The organism is Streptomyces sp. NPDC006372, assembly GCF_040612515.1.
Lineage (GTDB): Bacteria > Actinomycetota > Actinomycetes > Streptomycetales > Streptomycetaceae > Streptomyces.
Map to the genome: position 1 here is coordinate 442772 of NZ_JBEXQJ010000002.1, position 20081 is coordinate 462852.

Sequence of the window (20081 nt, forward strand, 5' to 3'; positions counted from 1 at the left end):
CTCGGCAGATGCTGTGGGGGGTGTCGTGTGGTCAACGCATAGGCACACCCCTATACGGAACGGGCCCACCGATCTGTTCAGCGGCAGTCCCGGACCGCTGCATCCGCTGCCACCGCAACCGGCTGCCGAGCAGCAGCGCGACGAGCGACTGAATGACGACGAGATACATCAACTGCCGGTAGACGACGATCTGGAACGGCATCGACCACAGGGCCCGGACCGGCTCGCCGTCGAGTCTCAGCGCGTAGCCGGAGCAGACGATCTGCACCCCGAGGAACGCGAACCACACCGCCGCCGACTCCCACGGGTCCCGGAACAGCACCCCGTACAGGGCGTAGACGTCGATGACGGGCGCCAGCAGCGGCAGGGCGACCTGGAAGAGCGCGAGGTACGTCAGCCCGCGCCGCCCGAACCGCCCGGCGGGCCCGATGCCGAACACGGCCCCGCGGTGCTTCCACATCGCCTGCAGCGTGCCGTAGCACCACCGGTACCGCTGCCGCCACAACTGCCGGATGCTGGTGGGCACTTCGGTCCAGGCGACGGCGGACTCCTCGTACAGCACCCGCCAGCCGGCCCGCCACAGCGCCATCGTCAGATCGGTGTCCTCGGCGAGGGTGTCCTCGCTGACCCCGCCGACGCCGATCACCGCACCCCGGCGGAACGCCCCGATGGCGCCCGGCACGGTCGGCATGCACTCCAGCACCTCGAACATGCGCCGGTCGAGGTTGAAGCCGAAGACGTACTCAAGGTGCTGCCAACGGGCCAGCAGGCTGCGCCGGTTGCCAACCTTGGTGTTGCCGCTGACGGCCCCGACGGCCGGGTGCGCGAGCGGCTGCACGATCCGCTCGATGGCGTCGGGTTCGAAGACGGTGTCGGCGTCGACCATCACGACGATGTCGTAACGGGCGTGGGCCAGCCCGGTGTTGAGAGCGGCGGCCTTCCCGGAATTGACCTGCCGCACCACCTCCACTCTCGCATCCCCCATGTTCTCGGCGATGTCGGCGGTCCGGTCGGTCGACCCGTCATCGATCACGATGACCTGCAACTCCCGATGGCTGGAGTCGAGCAGCGACCGCAGGGTCGACCCGATCCCGGCCTCCTCGTTGTACGCCGGGACGAGCACGGTCACCGGCCCGGACGCCTCCCGCATCCAGGGCGCCCCGGTCGAGAACCGCTCCAGCCGGCGCACATGGGCCCGGGCGAACAGCGCGAGCAGCAGCAGCCGCAGCACGCCCAGCCCACCGGCGACGCCCAGGATCCAGATCATGGCGGTGGAGAAGACCTGCCCGAGGCTCGTCACCCAGATCAGCCCCTGCCCCAGCCAGCGCTCGGTGAGGGAGGGCGAGGTGTACGGGACGAGCTCGAGCCCGTCGGACACGGTGGTGAACCGCTCCACGCTCCGGTCGTTCAGAAGCCTGCGCGCCTCCTGATACGCGCTCTCCGTCTGACTGAGCTGCCGGACGATCCCCTGCGCCGGCTTCCGCGCTCCCTTGTCGGCGGCGACCAGCACGTACCCGTACCCGGTGGCCTTGCGCGCCGCCTGCCACTCGCGCCCGCAGAGCGTGTCCGGGCTGGTGGTGCGCGGCATCCGCAGCAGGTTCGTCCGCTGCCCGGTGGTTCCGGCGAGAACGCTCTGGGTCAACTCGAGCTCGGCCTGGAAGCGGGGCGCGGACGACTCCCCCAGCACGGCCCCGGTGTACGTGTTGGACCCGATCTCGTGCCCCTCGGCACGAATCCGCCGCATCAGCTCCGGGTGGCGGGCGGCCTGGGCGCCGTGCACGAAGAAGGTGGCCCGCGCGTTGTTCCTGCGGAGCAGATCCAGCAACCGCGGCGTCCAGACGGGGTCGGGCCCGCCGTCGAAGGTGAGCGCGACGGTCCGGGCGGGCATCTCCCCGGTCCGGATCCCGTCCCGGTTGATCCCGATCACGGGCCCGCCCTTCGCCACGGCATCCGGCACGGGCGAGACACAGGGCGACCGCGCCTTCGCGGCGTCCACCTCGTGCTGGGTCCAGCCCTCGAAGATCAGCAGGGCGAAGACGAGGGGGAGGGTGAGGGCCAGGAGCAGCCAGTGGGCACGGGGGTCACGGGACTGTTTGTGACGGGCTTTGGTGCGGCGGGTGGGGGTTGCGGGGGTGTGCGGGGCGCGGGGGGATTCGGCGGAGGTCAGGGGGCGTCACCGCCCCCGGCCACTTCTTCACGGCCTCCTCGGGAGGCGGTGCCTCTTCTTGGGTTGCGGTGCTTGGTGGGGGTGGGGGTGGGGGTGTGCATGGGGCGCGAGTGTAGTTTCGGAGGTGTGGTCGTAGGGGTGGAACTGTGAGCTTCACAGGGAGATCTGCCTGTGCGTGCAAGGCAGCGCAGTAGCGAATCGGGATCCCCGGCAGGCGCGGCGTCCGACGCCGTATACGGCAGCACCAAGCACGGTCACCCGTTTGGGCACGATCAGGACACAACCAGCCCCTCGAGGGCCCCTTACATCCTGGATTGCCCCTGAAATCGCGCAAGTTCGCTCTGGTGAAACCGGAAACCTCACCGGTAGCGTCAGCACTCCGACTGAAGTTCTGTCTCACGGGGAGTCACTGTGAAGCGCCGCCCATTGCCCGTTGCTGTCGCACTGACGGCGACGGCAGCACTGTTGTTGACGGCCTGCGGTAACGGGGACGACAAGTCCAGCGACAACGACAAGATCGCCGGCGCGGACCAGGCAGCGGAGTCACCGAAGGGGTCGGCATCGCCCTCGGGAGCACCGGCAGGGGACAAGCCGGACGGCGTGGATGTATCCCTGCCCGAGGACATGGATCTGGTCTTCGACTGGGACAGGCCGAAGGACAAGAACGAGGCGGCTGCGATGGATGATGCCGCGAACTTCGTCCGAGCCATCTACCGAGGCGTCGACAAGCGCACGACCAAGGACGCCGCCATGGTCGCATACTCGACAGGCGATGGGATGAGGTACGCCAAGACGCAGATCGACGCCAGGCTGAAGGGTGGCTGGACGGCAACCGGCACGCGGCGCCACTACCAGGCCACCACCCGGTCCGCACCGAACGGCAACTCGGTGGAGGTTGCGTTCTGCGTGGATTCAACCAAGTTCTACTCCCGAGAGGTCAAGACCGGGAAGGTCCTGAAGGGCGCCCCCAACATCACGGACTTCGACTACTTCAAGATCGTCATGGTCAAGCTCCCCACCGGAGATGGTCCGTGGCAGGCGTCCAAGGTGTACGTGGAAGCGAAGGCGGCGAAGTGCCAGTGACCAGAGCACGCCACACATCCCGCAGCACCGGCGTGGCTGCCCTGGCGCTGGCCTTGGCCGTCCTCGCCCTCACGGAACCGGCCTACGCCGGAGAAGAGCCGGCCAACACCCAGGGTGCCAACACAGAACAGTCGGGCGGCGACGACGGCAACGGCATCTACGCCGCCGCCCGCATCCAATACTCCGGATCCGTAGCCAAGAACGGCGGCACCGGAAACGTCACGTCCTCCGACGTCAACTGGACGCCACCTCCTTGCTGGTACGCCCCCTACCTCGGCGCCAAGGACTTCAAGAAGGAGATGTCCAAGCACATCGAGAGCCAGCTGAACACACCCGGTATGGGCGGGACCGCGGGTGCGGCGATCGGTGAGACGAAGCGCCACTACGAGGACGGATACAGCTGGCCCGGAACACCGGGCTACAAGGACTACAACGTCAAGAACGACGGCAAGGGAATGTTCTGGGCCGGCGTCGAGAACCCCAACGAGCCGGACTACCTCAAGCGTTCCTCCTGCACGGACCTCCCCTTCTGGGTCGAGAACGGCGACGCCCCGCCGCCCCAGTACGAGGAAGCCATCACCCCGAAGATCCTCGCCGCCCTCGCCTACCAGCACATGGAGCTTCCCGACACCAAGGTCACCCTCGCCCCCGAGGCCGACACGAAAGTGAACCTGCCGACCTGGGCTTGGCTCGACAAGGCCGTGTTCGACGAGGTCCAGGCCACGGCGGCCATCAACGTCCCCGGCTTCAACATCCAGGCCACCACCACCGCCAAGCCGGTGTCCCTCAAGCTGGACCCGGGCACCAAGGACGCCGAGACCTACCCGGCCTCAGGCGAGTGCGCCATCAACGGAGACGACTCCATCGGCGAGCCCTACGCCAGGGGCAAGGCTGACGAGACACCGCCGTGCGGGCTCAAGTACCTCCGCTCCTCCGGCGACGGCACGTACAAGCTCCGGGCCACCATCACCTGGGACATCGCCTGGACCGGTACGGGCGGCGCGGGCGGGGACCTCCCGAACGGCACGTTCGGCAACGAGCAGGACATTACCGTCCAGGAAATCCAGTCCGTCAACAGGTAAATTTTCAAACCAGAAATACTTCCCACAGGAGCTCAAGCAGCAGCCATGGCAGGCGACGCAGATCTCATCGTGAATATCGATCTCCTTGTTGAGTCAGAGTCTAATTTGGGAAAGATTCAAAAAGAACTCAAGGATATCGGCAACAGAAAAGATGATATGCGCCCCTACTGGGGGAGCGGGGAAATCAGTGACGTGATGGGCGATTTTGTCGACAATTGGGACGACTATCGCGCCAAAATGCTTGAGAGTCTCGAAGGTGTTGGCAAACTCGTAACGAACACGATCAACGGATTCACCGGAGCAGATGCCGCACTGGCGAAAGAGCTCAAGAAGGCGAGGAAGGGCAAGTGAGCGCGTCATCCAAGCCCCGCCCACGAGACTGGCACCCGCTTGCCGATTCCGATCCCGTTCCCGGAGATGCGGAAGAGATCCGCGATGAAGTAAAGCACATGAAGGCCGTTGCTTCCTCTCTCCGGGAACAATCCGAACGACTTCGCAAAATCAAGGACGACGACGAACTCAAAGGCAAGTACGCAGGCAAGCTGCGCGACGATTCTGAGGTACTGGAAAAGCATCTACGAGAGGTCGCCAGTCGCTACGAACGAGTTCACGTTCACCTGTCGAACTGGGCCAACGATCTTGAGCACTATCAGGGTGAAGCCGACAAGGTCCTGGCGAACGCGAAGAAAGAGCAAGAGCAACTCGACGCGGACAAGGCCAAAAAGAACGCAGGAGACGGAAAGACCCCAAACCCCTCGGAGAGTGGCACCGAAGGGGATCCCTTGCGGGAGTATCGGAATAAGCTCGATGGCATCGTGGGCGACCGAGACGATCGAGCCGGATACTACGCAAAAAAGATTCGCAACGAGATCGAAGATATCATCGAAGACAGCTTTTGGGACGACATCAAGGGTTGGATTCATGAAAACATCGACAGCATCAAGTGGGTGCTTGATTTTGCTGGTTGGGCCGCCACAGCTTTGGCGCTTCTGGCACCCTTCGTCGCCTTCATTCCCATTATTGGCCAGATAGCCATCGCGCTATCCGTGGCCGTCTTGCTAACGAGAATGGTCCTGTTCACCGCAGGAGAGGCAAGCCTCGCCGATGTGGCCATGGACGCCGTCGGCTTGGTGGCGTTCGGCGTGGGTGCCAAGATGTTGACCAAGCTCAAGCTGGCCGATAAGGCCGTCAAGGCTGCTTCACAGGTGCAGCGCACCGCGCGGCTCAAGGTAGCGTTGCGAGTCAACAGAGCCGCCCGAGACGAGCTCACCCGTGTCATCGCCACGACAACAGACGACGGCCTCAAGAACTTTGCGCGTCAGAGCCTCAACCGCATGAGAAAAGAGATGTCACAGAATGCCGGACGCGTAACTGACGAAGCATCCGTCACACCAACTCGCTTGGAGCGTTTGGGCTTCGGAGACGACGGAGCTCGCTCCGCCATCGAAAATATTCGCCGGAATAGCGACTTGTTTCCTGACGCTGCGTCCGCTGTCGGCAAGTCAGAGAACTACTACAAGGGCGCAGTCGCAGCCGCAGCCACAGGCGCGACGGCAGACGCCGTTGACAAGGTGTTCGGCAACAGCGATGTCTTTTCGGATAAGCCATACAGCGAGGCTTACGACGACTTCAAGGGAGACTTTATCAAAGTGCCGGAAGATACACACTGGTAGAGTCTCGGTCAGGGGAGAAAGCCATGCAATCAAATCGACAAAATCATACTTTCGGAAGTTTGGGTGCAGGGCCGACCGGCCTAGCCAAACTGTGTCTCATCGTGGGAATGTGCTCGATTTTCATTGCAGCCCTGGGGTCTGCAGCGCCCGACCCTGCCAAGGACGTCATTTATTGGGTTCAGCGCGCGATCGTAAGTGTAGCCATCGTCATACTTCTGGCCATCTTCTTCAAGTATCCGCTCCCCTCGCAACGTCCCGAAGGCCTCACAGGCGTATTGATCGCTTCTGCCGGGCTCTTTCTCGCTGCTTGGGTCACAGGTATATGGCCCGGTGTCTTCGTAGCGCCTCTACTTCCGCTTCTTGTTGTTGGTTCATGGTGCGTGGAGAGGCTGCGACGTGGCTGAGCACAGCCCGATGGATCCCATCGTTCCTGTCGGATTCAATCTCATTGCCCCACCCGGGTGGGATAGAATCGACCTCCGCGACGACTCAATGAATGATTCAATTCTGAGAATCGTTGACAATTCCATCAACCAGCTTCCTGGCGATCTCCCCAAAGACGATGTCAGTAAGCTACGGATGGAGCTCTTTAAGCGGCTCAAGAAGGCTGTCAGAAAAGCAGCAAAAGCGAATGGTCTGCTGCTCTACCTGCCCGTGCAGCGCGTAAGAAGCACTCTGGCACCAGCGTCCTTTGTCGTTTCCCAGGTATCCGGTGCAGGTGTGGGAATCCAGCCAAACGACGTACTTGGAGCACTGGCAGCAGGCCGCGGGAGTAGTGAACCTGTTGATGTTGACGGCTCACAAGGGACTCGCATTGAGCGAGTCGTTCCACCCTCCGACGACTCAGAAGGTAGCTTTTCTTCGCGGCGAATCGAATATGTACTTCCCCTTCCCGCCAGTTCACTTCCACGCTGGCTGACAGTGACCTTCAGCACCGTGGGAGACGGAGACCCTGACAGCGAATTTACTTCTGCCCTCGTCGACCTTTTTGATGCTGTAATGACGACTTTCCGCTGGAGCTACGCGTGATCTTCTTCGAGACCGAGGCTGATCCAACCGAGTGGTTTCTCATGCCACTGCATTGGACGTCCGAAAACGAGCACGAAATTGCGGATTGGTCCGCCACCTGTGCGGAGATCATGTACCGGCGTCACAAAAAGTGGTGGCGGAGTCCGAACCGGGACGCATTGGCTAATCGTTTCCGGCGTCTGATCGAGGCCCACCCGATCCCGGACGTTCCAGCACATCAGGCCTTTCTCTACGGCGCCGATCCGCGCAGGCTTCCGCAGCCGTTCTACGCTCTCGTGGTGCAGCCAGAAGGGGAGGATCGGGATGCAGACCTGCGTACCGTCGTCCAGGCAACAGACAAGAACACCGTCCGTCCACCCGACATCGAGCCTTTCAACTCCGACCGCGTGGGACCAGGGCTACGCTGCCTTCGCTATTTCGGCGACGAAGGGGAGCTGGGCGTATCCCTCAACTATGGTTGGTGGTCTGAGGAGCACCAAGTGTACGTTTCGCTGCGCACAGTGACGGCGGAAATCGGATGGCTGGCAACCAACATCGACATTTTCGACGAATTCGCCAGGAGTATCTGGCTCAACGCAAACCCAGAGTGAACTGCTTCAACGGCTCAAATGGGCCGCGTCGGGCATGCTCCGATCTCCGGAAGCCGTGGTTGCGTCCTGAGAAGTGGTGTACAGGCTCCCACCTAATCCGGGCGTTTGCCCTGGCATCGTAGTGAGCGTCTGGATATCGTCATGGACTCCGGCTACAACGTCGCTTACCTCTCCCACGCCCTGGCAGACCTGTCCGCCGTCCTGGTCGGACGTCTGCGCTTGGACTGCGTCATAGCTCCGTGGCCCCGACCCTGCCCGCTCCGGGCCGAAGGGCGGACTGCCGCGTCGACACGGCGGCGACCTGACCTTCGCCAAGCCCGACAGCCGGCACGAACAGGGGATGACCCTCTACCTCCCCACCGAACGCCTCCATGGCATCGCGCTGCCCGTCTCGATCGTGGCCTCCGAGCCGATCGAGATTCCGCGGGTCAGCCCCAACAGCGGCCCGGAAGCGGTCCTGGCCGCGCTGGCTTCAGAGACCCCTGGAGCCGAGGTGCGGGAACTGGACGACACCGCGGCTCTGCGCTCGGAGCGAGATGTACCCGCCGACCCGGCCCAGGGCGTCGACGTCGCTCACCGCAGGGTCGAGTACCTCGTACCGATCCCGGACAGCACGCCTGATCGGTACCTCACCTTCTCCTTCAGCGCGCTGATCGCGCCCGGCTCGGATCCCGCCTTCTACGACACCCTCGTGGAGCTGTTCGACGCCGTCATGAGCACCTTCCGCTGGAGCTACTCCTGAGGATCTCCCCCTCCACTGCCCACGCCCCGACGAAAGAGACCGCTCATGTCAGACGGCACCCTCTGGAGCGCTGACCTCGGCGCCCCGCTCCACATCGATACGGATGCCGACCCATACCTATGGGGCTATCTCCATCTCCAGATCGACAAACGGACCTTCAAGGAATGGCTGGACCAGCACCTGACCGGCTTGGCCGCCATCCACAACATCGAACTCACCCGTAAGCTCCGCCGCTTCCACAAGAACTTCTACGAGCAGACGCTTGTCATCCTGCGGGACAAACTCCAGGCCGACGAGGCGTTCATCTACCACCCTGTTCCGCTCACCTACATGCCCTTGGTAATGCACGCCACCCGCATCCACTGCGAAGCCCCTGACGCGGCCTCCTGTGAGGGGTTCAGCGCGCCGACCGTGCCGCACCCGGACATCCCCGAGTGGCAGCAACGGACCGGCAGCATTGCTTTCGCCTCCCCCCATCTGGGCGAGGACGGTGTCCGGGTCACCCGCTCCTACCCGGCGGACAGCACCATCATGATGACCTCGGTGACCTATCACTGGCACACCCCGCCCGGCATCCCCGACGTGTGCCTCCGCGGGCACCACGACGATCCGGAAGTGATCGCCGCGGCAATGGAGCCACTGGACGACTTCGCGCGGACGCTCCGACTTCCCGAAACGGCCCACTGACCGGCGCCGCCTGGGGAGGGTCAAGCGGCGAGCATTGATGAGCGGCATTCCGCATGCCCGTCGAGGCGCCAGCTAGTACAGCCTCAGGCCTTGTGACTGCTCATCGGTGATGTCTTCGTCTGGTCATGCTGGTTGATGTGGCGCCGGAGCAGGTGGAGGGGTGGGGCAGAGGAACCGGCCCGACTCACCTGAGGGTTGGGGTCTGTGTTCGAGGTGTTCGCTGACCGGTTCGGCAGCCTGCTGCCGGGCCGGGTCGCGAGCACGGTTACTTCGCCGGCCATCTCGGGCATGCGCAGGCCCCGCTGATGCTGGATGACACCCAGGCATCAAGAAGGGGTCCGGTCGGTCGGGCGCCCCGCCAGCACTGCGAGGTGACCCTTCCTCTTCATCCCCGGCCCCGACCGGTTGCCGGTCTCCGCCCTGCGCCGCGATAGCAAAGTCACTCCCAAACGACCAGTAGCGAAGGCAACGTTCCGCGCTGTCCGATCAAACTTGGGAACGATACAGACACGACACGGATCAAATCTGCCAGGCATCTCCTCATTTGCCCATGTTTGCAGGGAAGTTCGCTCTGGCGAAACCATGAACGTCACCGATACCGTCTGTGTCCTCGCCTGACGCTTGGCCTCACGGGGGCTGACTTGAGTGCGCCACCCTTGGCCCGCTGATCAGACTTGGTGCCCCATGAGGTTCATGTCCGCAGCCACAAAGAGAACAGATTTCATTCCAACGGGGACCTCATGAGCGACTTGTACATCGATGGCGAAATGCTGAACCGGGTGCGCCACAACCTCAGAGACATCGACGATCTCTTCGCCAAGCCCATCAGTGCAATGAAGAACATCGACGCCAAAGCCATGGGTGCATCCGACCTCGAGCGCCGCATGGAAGATTTCGGCGACGAGTGGGCATACGGGATAAAGCAACTGCGCAAGTTTTCCAAGGGCGCCGCGAAGACTCTCGACACGATCGAGAAGACCTTCAGTCAGCTTGATCTGGACCTCGCGAACGAGCTTTCGAAGGCGGCCAAGAAAAAGTGACTGCACCAACTGCCGACGACTTTCCGGCGCTTGGCTTCGTCCCGTGCCCTGGAGACCACGCAGCCGTTGACAAGGTTTCCGATTCGATCCGTCACACCGCGGATGCCCTCGGTGAGATCAAGCGGGTTCTCAAGGGTGCGGCGGACGGCGACTGGCGAGGCAAAGCCGCCATCGCTTTTCGAGAGCTCCTCGATGAAGACTTCCGCCCGAAGGTCGAGGACGCCTACGACTCCTTCGACAAGGCGAAACGGGTAATTCAGGGCTGGTCCGACTATATGGAGGACAAGCAGAAGAAGGCTCGCAGCCTTGAGCGAGAAGCCGCCGAGGCCAAGGGAGAGGCTGACAAGAGCAAGGACAAAAACGGTTCCGGGTCCGACAAGAAGAAGACCTCGAGCGGGAGTGGCGACGAGACCGACCCCGTCGAAGATGTCCGTAAACGTGCCCGCACACTTCACTCAGAGTACGAGGAAGAAGGCCGCAACGCTGCCAAGCAGCTCCAGAAGGCCATTGACATCGCACCCGATGAGCCGGGTTTCTGGGAGAAGCTCGGGGAAAGTATCAGCAACGCGCTTGACGCTGTCGCTGATGCGGCTGCCTGGCTACACGACCAGGCGATCGAACTCCTGGGGAAGCTCGCTCCTCTGCTGGACTTGATCGGTGACGTCGCCGGACTCCTCAGTGCGGTCACCGGACTCCTCGCACTCGTCCCGGGGCTGCAATTCCTCGGAGCCGCTTCGCTGATCCTCGCCGGCGTCGCTCTGGGCGCTCACTACCTGTCCGCAGTGGGCACGACCGGAAGTTTCGGCAAGGCGTTGCTGACCAAGGACGTCATCATGGATGCCGTTGGCTTCGGTCTGGGCAAGGTCGGCGCGAAGCTCGGCGAAGGCATTCTCGCAGCGGCCAAGGCGTCTGGCGCCCCCACGCGCATGGTGCCTCAGCTCATCGGTCCCGCGCAGGAACTGCCCATGGGCTACTTCCAGTTGGCGTCGAGTAGCTATGCAATGGGCCAGAGCGAATTCATGTGGCGGACTGGTCAGTACTTCTCCACGTGGACCGGCAACGTCATGACGGCCGAAGGCAGCGGTGACAGCATCGAGACGCTGGGCAAGATCTTTTCCTGGGACTTCGGTCCTCTGACGGACAAGCCAAAGGTCACCAATTGAGCACCACCATCCGAACCACAGGTATCAAGCCCGGGGAAATCAACCTGTTCGTTCCGCCCGACTGGTTCGATCTCATGGCCGACGGCACGGACAGGGAGGCAACGCGGGCGCGGTGCGCCGAACTCGTCCGGGCCACGTATCCGAACACCCCTGCAGAGCGCAGGGAGGAGTTCACCAACGGCCTCCTCTACTGCTACGACCGGTACCTCGTCGACGGCGTGCTGATGTACGGAGTCATCACAGCTCCCCTGCCCAGTACGGGAGCACAAGCCGTCTGGCAGGTCTACGGCGGTGTTGTCGCCGTACCCGAACGTCCCGAAGAAATGGACCTCGGAGAACTGCTGGCGCAGGTGTTCGACCAGCAGTTCTCCGAGGAGATGGCTTACGTCGAAACGTTCCCCACTGACGCGGGGCTGGGTTTCGGATTCATCTCACAGCCCGCAGTGCTGGTCCCCCACGACTGGGAAGGCGATGCTGGCACAGAAACGCGAACAGGTCTCGCTGGAGTGCTTTCCTGCCCCCATGACGGTGGCAAGGGTCTCCTGGTCATCGGAACGAGCCTGGACCCCGACCAGGTGCGAGAACTGGCCGGCCTGGTCGCGGTCATCGCAAGCCACTCGGTCTTCGTCTCCCAAGCATCGAGTGAATGAGCGGACGACACAGGAACGGACATGACGACGAACGCCCGCAATGGTCAAACAGTCCCCGCCCGCACCTCGTTCTTCCGCGCGGCGCCTCTCCCGGAGCCGCCCGGTACACCGGGCAGCTGGCCGGATCGTGCCGCCCGGTTGCAGGATCAGGCAGAGGCACTCGATGTACTGATCCGCGAGGATCTCGCACGCGGTCGTGCCCTTGCGTTTCTCCTCTGTGCAGGGGTCGTGACACTTGTCGCCGGCCTGGTCCCACCCATGGTGATCGATGCCTCCGGCTCAGAGACGAGTGACACCACCGATGTCGCGGTAGCGGTCGTGCTGGGCATTGTGCTGCTCGCCATCGTCGCTGTGCCCGCGCTGTTCATCCTCCGCGCACTGGGCAAGCGGTCGGCTCGACGCTTCGAACTGCTACGCCAGTGGGCGGCAGTAGACCGTGGACACGACGCGGACTTCCCCCGTCGCTACGGTGCGGAAGGTTACCCACACGGCCGTTTCTTCTACGCCGCGCTGGTGCTTGTCCTGGTCCTCTTGTCGGTGGTGGCCGTCCTCGCCGGCTTGTCCGACCCCACCGTCCTCGGCCTGCTGCCCTGCCTGATCGTCGCGGGACTCTTCGCTTGGAGCACGATCAGAAAGTACGCGGCTCGGTACGGCTGGTCCGAACGTGAGCAGGTGATCCGTACACGTGCGCGCAGGCGAGAGCTGTACCGCGCACAGCTGGCACAGGCGGCATCACCCCGCGCCGATTCTCCGATGGTCTCTCTGTCCGGCGTTCGCATTCACCCGGCTCTGCTCTACGCGGCCCTCTTCAGCCCGGCTGTCGTCGTCACCCTGGTCTTCGTCGTCGCACGCCCGCACGATGCCTCCGGCATGGCGGTAGCAGGCCTTCTGGCGTTGCTGGTCCTCGTATTGGGACTCCCCAAGGTCCTACGCATGCGCCGCCGCGAGCATGCCGAGCTCAATGCCGCGGCTGATTCTCTCGCCTCTGCTTTTCCGGGCGGAGCCGCCGTGCACCCTGTGCGTTACGGACTCGGCGAACCGGACAGCCAGTCCACTGTGTCAGCCTTCTCAGCCTGGGATCTCGGCCCTTCGCGCACGGGAGCCCTCGCAGTTGGCGCAAGTGCCCTGCAGGTTCGTGGGACAGACGGAGCCACGCTCGACCTGCCGCTCACCGAAGTGCAGGGCGCGGTCCTCGGCGCCAGTGGCGTGGCGTGGCTCCCCGCCTCGGTCGACGTGCTGCTTCGCTCGGGAGAGGCGATCGAGTTCCGATCCCCGGACGCCAAGAGCATCACGGACGCTTTGGCAGGGGCGGGCGTGGCCGTGACGACTGCCTAGCAGTCACTCTCGCCTGCGAGGCGGTGGTGCCGGCCAAGGCCCGCGCCACCGCTCACCCACCTGTCGGCCCGACCTAGCGCCGCCTGGCCGCTCGGCTCTTCCCCTTTTTGCGCAACCTCCGCAATCTCTCCCGCTCGCGCGCCGCCCGCTCTTCCGTCCGCGCGTTGATCCAGCGCCGGAGGAGCCAGCCAGCCACACCGACGGCAGCGACGTACGCCAGCAACGCGCCACCGGTGCCGGGAACATAGGCACAACTGGATGAACGGCAGTTCTTGCTGGGGAGCCCACCCAGGAGAAAGAAGAGCGGGCCGAATGTCGCTGCGTAGCATGACGCCAGACCGATCCCCCGCAGCACACGTGCCGGCCGCGTGCCTCCCGACACGGGAGCGGCGCACCTCAGCGCTCCGAGTGCCCCCAGGACAGAGATCAGCCCAAGGACACCACCAGTAGCCCAGGAGCCGGGCAGGTTCACCAGTACGGGCAAGGCCTCGCGCGCGAAGCGCTTCCAGAGGCCCATGGCCAGGAGGATCACGGCCAGGACGGCGCCCAGGAAGAGAATCGTCCCGGCGATGCCAAAGCCGTGCCGCGCCCGGAATCTAAGAAGCCCTGCGCCTCTTTCCGCTGCCCTTCCGGCCGGTCTCCCCACCCGTTGGTCTCCCCTCACACAGCCCTCGTCATTTGGAGCATCCAGACGTGACACATGCGCGTAAGCAGCGCCTGAAGGCGGCCCGCCTCGGCATCCAAGCCGAAGCCGCCGACTGGTGCTGGATCGACAAGATCCCGCAGCCTCCCGCAGACGTACTGCAGGCCGCGGGCAACCCCCGTCTCCGCCCCGCCAGACTGCCTCCACTGGGCATGATCGGCGCGGTGCTCGGTGCGCCGTTCATGCCTCTCCTCATGCTGTTGAGCCTTCTGGCCGACGCGGAAGAAGCCGTCAAGCGATCCCTCGGGACGAAGGAGGAGAAGGCGCGGTGGCGGGCCAAGAAGGAGGAGGACAAGCGCCGGGACGCCACCATCGCCCAGCAAGGCCTCGACAAGGTCTTCGACGGCGACTGGCACGGCAACGCCGGGCAGTTCCTGCTGCGTTGGTACAGCCACTCCACCCACCACCAGCGACTGCTCCTTGCGACCCAGGACGGAATCGTCCTGGCCGCTCCGCCGCGGCGCGTCAGCGTGGGGCGGGAGAAGCGCCTGGAGGTCGTTGCCCGCCTGACCGCCTCCGAGGCGACCCTCGTCGACCCGTTCTCCGGCGAGTTCGAGACGAGACTGCTGCTCATACGCTTCCCGGACGGATCCTGGCTGCGCGTCGACACGGAAGAGCTCCGCAGCGACCTCCACATGTACGTACTCCGGCAGCCCCTGCCCGACAGCTGACGGGACCCGGCCCGCCGGCCGCCTGCCCGGTGCATGCGGCATCCGCCGCCGCACCGGGCAGGCGGCAATCGGCTACTTACGAGCCTGCTTCGCCAGCTCGTCGTCGATCTGCTCGAACTTGTCCGCGGCCATGGTCAGGTAGTCCCCCATGCCGTCCAGACCGTCGAGCGTGTCCTTCGTGCCGCGCACGAACTCGTCGAAGTTCTCGTCGAACGCCTTCGACGAGCTCTTCGTGACGTAGCCGCCCTGCACGAGGTTGTTGATGTACTTGCGGAGGCCCTCCAGCTTCTCCTGGAGCTTCTCCTTCTCCTTCACGACATGCTTGGCAGCATCCCGCATGTCCTGATATGTGACATCAAGGTCCTTGGCCATGAAGCCGCTCCCTCTCACAACGCCGCAGGGCCAACCCCCGTGGCTCCCTGTTTGCGGACTCATCGGCCCCCAGGCCGAGTTACTGATCGCACGTGGCAACCGGTGTGATCGTCCGCTCTTGCGGTTGCAGCTTACGGGGGTGGCCTGTGATGCCCCATACCCGCCTTGTGAACGAGCCGTCATGAAGTCGTGCACAACGTTGCCATCGGGAACGTCACGACGCCTCCCCATTGCCCCATCGCCGTGCCGAACGGATATCGTCCCCTACGACTGTGACCCGCGTGGCTGAAGCGAAAGCACAACGACAGCACAGCGAGCAGCACAGCGAGCAGCACAGCGGACGCAGCAACGAAAACCACAGCGGCCATACCGGCCGAGTGGCAACGGGGAGGACAAGTCGTGCGCCTGACTCTGACCGTCGTCGACCCGTACGGCGGTGGCACCGCCGACGTCGTGCTCGATGCCGATCCTGAGTCCACCGTGGGGGACATCGCCCAGGAGCTGGCCAAGCACGTCGGGCTCAGCGGGGCGCAGGTCATCCCGCTCGGGCAGCACCGGCACGCGCCGGCGAACAACGCGCCCCTCGTGTACGTGGACGGATACCCCGTCGACCCCGGTGCCAACGTCGTGGGGTCGCCCCTGCGCGAGGGCGCCGTCGTCAGTCTTCAGGATCCGTCCGGGTGTCTGCCGGGTGAGCCGACCGGGCTCGTGGAGCTGCGCGTCGTCGGCGGGCCCGCCGCCGGGTTCGTGCACCGGCTCGGTGTCGGGCGGTACGACATCGGCAGCGGGGCGGCGTCGTACGTCCGTATCGACGACCCCGAGGTCGACGCCCGGGCCCTCACGCTCTCCGTCGCCACCGACGGCACCTGCCAGGTCGCCGTGCACATGGACAAGGAGACCGTCACCCTCGACGGCGCGTCCCTCGACGGGAACGACAAGGAAGAGAAGCGAGAGCAGGAGAAGAAGAGCGGCAGGAAGAAGGGCCAGGAGAAGAAGGAAGAGAAGAAGGACGGGCCTCTCGAGTGGCCCCTCGGGGGACAGATCGCCCTCGGCAACACCCTTCTCGAACTCACCCGCTACACGCCCCCGAACGCCGCCCTGAAGTGGTCCGAAGACGGCATCGGCCTCGACTACAACCGGCCCCCGCGGCTGCGTCCGCCCGAGCGGCAGACCAGCTTCCGGCTGCCGGCACCGCCCCGCGAGTACGAGGCGCGGCCGCTGCCCTGGCTGATGGCGCTGACGCCGCTGGTCGGTGCCCTCGTGTCGGTGATGATCTTCCAGAAGTGGTACTACCTGATCATGGCCGGGCTGAGCCCGATCCTGCTCTTCGCGAACTACTACAACGACAAGAAGCACGGGCGTAAGTCGCACGCCAAGCAGGTCCAGGAGTACGAGGAGCAGAAGGAGCGGATCGAGAAGGACGCGCAGGACGCGCTGGTCGCCGAGCGGAACGACCGGCGGCACGCGATCCCGGACCCGGCGACCGTGCTGGCCCTCGGGACCGGGCCCCGTACCCGGCTCTGGGAGCGGCGGCGCACCGACCGCGATCACCTCCTGCTGCGCGTCGGGACCGGGCAGTTGCCCTCCGAGGTGGTGCTCGACGACCCCGAGCAGGACGACCACCGCCGACAGGTGACCTGGAAGATCGAGGACGCCCCGGTCGCCCTGCATCTGCGCACCCTCGGGGTCATCGGCATGGCCGGGCCCGGGGATTCCGCCCGTGCCCTCGGGCGGTGGGCCGTCGCGCAGACCGCGACGCTGCACAGCCCGATGGACGTGCAGTTCTACGTGCTGAGCGAGAACGCCGCGCAGGAGTCCTGGGACTGGACGCGCTGGCTGCCGCACGCCCGGCCGTCCGGCGGTCAGGACGTCAACGTGCTGATCGGGACCGACGCCGAGACCGTCGGCGCCCGGATCGGCGAGCTGACGCAGATCCTCGACGCGCGCAAGAAGGCCGCCGAGCAGAACAAGTCGCAGGGTCCGTCGTCCTTCGGCGACCCCGACATCGTCGTCGTGTGGGACGGGTCCCGGCGCCTCAGGTCCCTTCCCGGCGTGGTGCGGCTGCTGCGCGAGGGGCCGGCCGTGTCCATGTTCGCCATCTGCCTGGACGCCGAGGAGCGGTTCCTGCCCGGCGAGTGCCAGGCGTACGTCGTCGCCGAGCCGAAGGCGCAGGAGTACGACCCGGCCCAGCAGGTCCAGCAGCAGTCCCAGCAGCAGGCCGCCGGTGGTTTCCCCTCCTTCCAGGCCTGGCACACCACCGCACAGCAGCCCGAACAGGCCGGGCGCAGCGAGCAGTTGCGGCTGCGCGTCGAGGAGGCCGGAGCGGAGCGGCTGAAGGACGTACGGCCCGACTTCGTCTCCGCGGCCTGGTGTCTGCGGCTCGCCCGGTCGCTGTCGGCGCTGCGGGACATCAGCGGTGAGACCGAGGACTCGGCGCTCCCGGGGTCGAGCCGGCTGCTGGACGTGCTCCAGCTGGAGCCGCCGACGAGCGAGGCGATCGAGGCGCGGTGGCGGATGGGCGGGCAGTCGACGCTGGCCGTCATCGGTGAGTCGTACGACGGGGCGTTCGGGATCGACATCCGCAAGGACGGACCGCACGGTCTCATCGCCGGTACGACCGGTTCGGGTAAGTCGGAGCTGCTGCAGACCATCGTGGCGGCGCTGGCGGTGGCGAACACGCCCGAGAACATGACGTTCGTGCTCGTCGACTACAAGGGTGGCGCGGCCTTCAAGGACTGTGTGCATCTGCCGCACACCGTCGGCATGGTGACCGACCTCGACGCCCACCTGGTGGAGCGGGCCCTGGAGTCGCTGGGTGCCGAGCTGCACCGGCGCGAGCACATCCTGGCCGCCGCCGACGCCAAGGACATCGAGGACTATCAGGATCTCGTACGCCGGGATCCGTCGCACCAGCCTGTACCCCGACTGCTCATCGTCATCGACGAGTTCGCGTCGATGGTGCGTGACCTGCCCGACTTCGTCACGGGCCTGGTGAACATCGCCCAGCGTGGCCGTTCCCTCGGTATTCACCTGCTGCTGGCGACGCAGCGGCCGTCCGGTGTCGTGTCTCCCGAGATCCGTGCCAACACCAACCTCCGGATCGCGCTGCGCGTGACGGACGGCGGTGAGTCGAGCGACGTCATCGACTCGCCGGAGGCCGGGCACATCTCCAAGAACACCCCGGGTCGCGCCTACGCCCGGCTTGGGCACGCCTCCCTGGTGCCGTTCCAGTCCGGGCGCGTGGGTGGCCGCAGGCCCGGGGCGGCCGATCCGGCCGTGCTCATGCCCTGGGTGGGGCCGCTGGGCTGGGAGGACCTCGGACGGGCGGCGCTGGTCAAGCCGAAGGCCGAGGCGCGCGAGGAAGAGGAGATCACCGACCTCAAGGTCCTCGTCGACACCATCCGTGACGCCAACAGCTCGCTCGGCATCCCGCCGCAGCACAGCCCGTGGCTGCCCGCGCTGGACGAGACGCTGCTGCTGGACGACGTGGAGCTGCCCGCGTTCGCCGGTGGAGCCGGCAAGCTGCCGCCGGCGCCGTACGGCATCGAGGACCTGCCGGCCAGCCAGGCCCGCCGTCCGGTGGTCGTGGACTTCGCCACGTTCGGCCACCTGATGATCGGCGGTGCCCCGCGCAGCGGCCGCTCCCAGGTGCTGCGCACCCTCGCGGGTTCGATCGCCCGCACCCACGCCGTCTCCGACGTGCACCTCTACGGCATCGACTGCGGCAACGGCGCGCTGAACGCGCTGACGCGGCTGCCGCACTGCGGCGCGGTGGTCGGCCGTAACCAGACGGAGCGGGTCGTGCGGCTGGTCAACCGGCTCAAGGGCGAGATGGGCCGCCGTCAGGACCTGCTGGCGGACAAGGGCTTCGCGGACATCGGCGAGCAGCGGGCCTCGGTCGCCGAGGACGAGCGGCTGCCGCACATCGTGGTGCTGCTGGACCGCTGGGAGGGCTGGGTGCCCACGCTCGGCGAGATCGACCACGGTTCGCTGACGGACGAGCTGCAGACAATGATGCGCGAGGGCGCGAGCGTCGGCATCCACCTGGTCCTGACCGGTGACCGCACCCTCCTGGTCGGCCGGATCGCGACCCTCACCGAGGACAAGTACGGTCTGCGGCTGGCCGACCGCAGCGACTTCTCGGCGCTCGGCATCCCGGCCCGCAAGGTGCCCGAGGAGATCCCGCCGGGCCGGGCCTTCCGCAACGAGTTCGGTACGGAGACGCAGTTCGCGCTGCTCTCCGAGGACACCAGTGGTCAGGGACAGGCCGCGGCGCTGGCGGCGATCGGTGAGGCGGCGGCCGCCCGGGACGCGGAAGTGCCGCGCTCGCGCCGCCCGTTCCGCGTCGACAGCCTGCCCAGCCGGATCTCCTTCCCGGAGGCCTGGGAGATGCGGGACCCGGACGCGTCGCGCTCGCGCCTGTGGGGTCTGGTCGGCATCGGCGGCGACGAGATCATCGGCTTCGGTCCCGACCTGGCGGAGGGCGTACCGGCGTTCGTCGTCGCGGGCCCGGCCAAGTCGGGCCGCTCGACGGTGCTGATGAACTTCGCCCACTCCTTCCTGGCCCAGGGCACCCGCCTGGTGATCGCGGCCCCGCGTCAGTCCCCGCTCCGCCAACTCGACGGTACGGAGGGCGTCCTGAAGGTCTTCACCGGCGACGACATCGACGAGGACGAGTTCGAGGAGCTCGTCGACCAGGCGTCCCAGGAGGAGCCGATCGCGGTCCTCGTCGACGACGGTGAGCTCCTGGAGGACTGCGACGCCGAGAGCCAGCTGAAGAAAGTCTGCTCGCGTGGCGCCGAGCGCGGCCTCGCCCTCGTCATCGCCGGTGACGAGGAGGACGTCTGCAGCGGCTTCTCCGGCTGGCAGGTCGACGCGAAGAAGGCCCGCCGCGGCATCCTCCTCTCCCCCCAGGAGTCCTCCAGCGGCGACCTCGTCGGCGTCCGCCTGAACCGCGGCATGGTCGGCGGCCAGGTCGCCCCGGGCAAGGGCATGCTCCACCTCGGCGACGGGGAGCTGCGGACGGTCGTCGTCCCCGGGTGAGTCGGTGAGGTGGTGAGCGGGGGTTCGGCTGCTCGTCGGGTACGACGACGG

At 65.7% G+C, this 20081-nt stretch carries 16 protein-coding genes; 14 read left to right on the forward strand and 2 right to left on the reverse strand.

Translation table 11 applies throughout. The annotated features are described in order from the left end of the window. Positions 1 to 31: 31 nt before the first annotated feature. Entirely contained in the window at positions 32 to 1957 is a 1926-nt protein-coding gene (locus tag ABZ016_RS06490) for a glycosyltransferase (RefSeq protein WP_356915511.1), read from the reverse strand. Positions 1958 to 2578: 621 nt separating this feature from the next. Here ABZ016_RS06490 and ABZ016_RS06495 point away from each other — a divergent pair. From ABZ016_RS06495 to ABZ016_RS06555, 13 genes are all read left to right on the forward strand, one after another. Next, on the forward strand, positions 2579 to 3250 hold the full coding sequence (locus ABZ016_RS06495) for a hypothetical protein (protein WP_356915385.1): 672 nt from the start codon (positions 2579 to 2581) through the stop codon (positions 3248 to 3250). Continuing rightward, a complete protein-coding gene (locus ABZ016_RS06500; RefSeq protein WP_356915386.1) occupies positions 3247 to 4332 on the forward strand; it encodes a hypothetical protein in 1086 nt (361 codons plus the stop codon). Before ABZ016_RS06495 ends, ABZ016_RS06500 begins: the two co-directional genes overlap by 4 nt. Positions 4333 to 4377: 45 nt before the next feature. Continuing rightward, the gene (locus ABZ016_RS06505) at positions 4378 to 4683 is read left to right on the forward strand and encodes a hypothetical protein (RefSeq protein WP_356915387.1); all 306 of its coding nucleotides are present in this window, start codon (positions 4378 to 4380) and stop codon (positions 4681 to 4683) included. Next, positions 4680 to 6005 (forward strand): putative T7SS-secreted protein, encoded by a 1326-nt coding sequence (locus ABZ016_RS06510; protein WP_356915388.1) that lies wholly within the window; start codon positions 4680 to 4682, stop codon positions 6003 to 6005. Before ABZ016_RS06505 ends, ABZ016_RS06510 begins: the two co-directional genes overlap by 4 nt. Positions 6006 to 6401: 396 nt before the next feature. Next, on the forward strand, positions 6402 to 7034 hold the full coding sequence (locus ABZ016_RS06515) for a hypothetical protein (RefSeq protein ID WP_356915389.1): 633 nt from the start codon (positions 6402 to 6404) through the stop codon (positions 7032 to 7034). Then, on the forward strand, positions 7031 to 7624 hold the full coding sequence (locus ABZ016_RS06520) for a hypothetical protein (RefSeq protein ID WP_356915390.1): 594 nt from the start codon (positions 7031 to 7033) through the stop codon (positions 7622 to 7624). Before ABZ016_RS06515 ends, ABZ016_RS06520 begins: the two co-directional genes overlap by 4 nt. Positions 7625 to 7964: 340 nt before the next feature. Then, the gene (locus ABZ016_RS06525) at positions 7965 to 8366 is read left to right on the forward strand and encodes a hypothetical protein (RefSeq protein WP_356915391.1); all 402 of its coding nucleotides are present in this window, start codon (positions 7965 to 7967) and stop codon (positions 8364 to 8366) included. Positions 8367 to 8411: 45 nt separating this feature from the next. Next, entirely contained in the window at positions 8412 to 9053 is a 642-nt protein-coding gene (locus ABZ016_RS06530; protein ID WP_356915392.1) for a hypothetical protein, read from the forward strand. A gap of 740 nt (positions 9054 to 9793) precedes the next feature. Then, the gene (locus tag ABZ016_RS06535) at positions 9794 to 10093 is read left to right on the forward strand and encodes a hypothetical protein (RefSeq protein WP_356915393.1); all 300 of its coding nucleotides are present in this window, start codon (positions 9794 to 9796) and stop codon (positions 10091 to 10093) included. Then, the gene (locus tag ABZ016_RS06540) at positions 10090 to 11256 is read left to right on the forward strand and encodes a putative T7SS-secreted protein (RefSeq protein WP_356915394.1); all 1167 of its coding nucleotides are present in this window, start codon (positions 10090 to 10092) and stop codon (positions 11254 to 11256) included. Before ABZ016_RS06535 ends, ABZ016_RS06540 begins: the two co-directional genes overlap by 4 nt. Further along, positions 11253 to 11906 (forward strand): hypothetical protein, encoded by a 654-nt coding sequence (locus tag ABZ016_RS06545; protein ID WP_356915395.1) that lies wholly within the window; start codon positions 11253 to 11255, stop codon positions 11904 to 11906. The genes ABZ016_RS06540 and ABZ016_RS06545 overlap by 4 nt, the downstream gene beginning before the upstream one ends. Before the next feature lie 21 nt (positions 11907 to 11927). After that, positions 11928 to 13241 (forward strand): hypothetical protein, encoded by a 1314-nt coding sequence (locus ABZ016_RS06550; protein WP_356915396.1) that lies wholly within the window; start codon positions 11928 to 11930, stop codon positions 13239 to 13241. Positions 13242 to 13934: 693 nt separating this feature from the next. Further along, positions 13935 to 14615 carry a hypothetical protein gene (locus ABZ016_RS06555; protein WP_356915397.1) on the forward strand — a complete coding sequence of 227 codons (681 nt, stop codon included), beginning with the start codon at positions 13935 to 13937 and terminating at the stop codon, positions 14613 to 14615. A 72-nt stretch (positions 14616 to 14687) separates the two neighbouring features. On the opposite strand, the gene ABZ016_RS06560 is transcribed toward ABZ016_RS06555, so the two are convergent. Then, positions 14688 to 14987: a WXG100 family type VII secretion target gene (locus ABZ016_RS06560; RefSeq protein WP_345660890.1), complete on the reverse strand. Its 300-nt coding sequence runs from the start codon at positions 14985 to 14987 to the stop codon at positions 14688 to 14690. A 399-nt stretch (positions 14988 to 15386) separates the two neighbouring features. Here ABZ016_RS06560 and ABZ016_RS06565 point away from each other — a divergent pair, with 399 nt between their 5' ends. After that, positions 15387 to 20030, forward strand: coding sequence for an FtsK/SpoIIIE domain-containing protein (locus ABZ016_RS06565; protein ID WP_356915398.1), 4644 nt, complete (start codon positions 15387 to 15389; stop codon positions 20028 to 20030). The last annotated feature ends 51 nt before the right edge of the window (positions 20031 to 20081 follow it).

Coding starts and splice junctions, on each gene's coding strand:
- ABZ016_RS06535 (WP_356915393.1), top strand. CDS start 9,794: ATGAGCGACTTGTACATCGATGGCGAAATGCTGAACCGGGTGCGCCAC.
- ABZ016_RS06505 (WP_356915387.1), top strand. CDS start 4,378: ATGGCAGGCGACGCAGATCTCATCGTGAATATCGATCTCCTTGTTGAG.
- ABZ016_RS06560 (WP_345660890.1), bottom strand. CDS start 14,987: ATGGCCAAGGACCTTGATGTCACATATCAGGACATGCGGGATGCTGCC.
- ABZ016_RS06525 (WP_356915391.1), top strand. CDS start 7,965: ATGACCCTCTACCTCCCCACCGAACGCCTCCATGGCATCGCGCTGCCC.
- ABZ016_RS06550 (WP_356915396.1), top strand. CDS start 11,928: ATGACGACGAACGCCCGCAATGGTCAAACAGTCCCCGCCCGCACCTCG.
- ABZ016_RS06530 (WP_356915392.1), top strand. CDS start 8,412: ATGTCAGACGGCACCCTCTGGAGCGCTGACCTCGGCGCCCCGCTCCAC.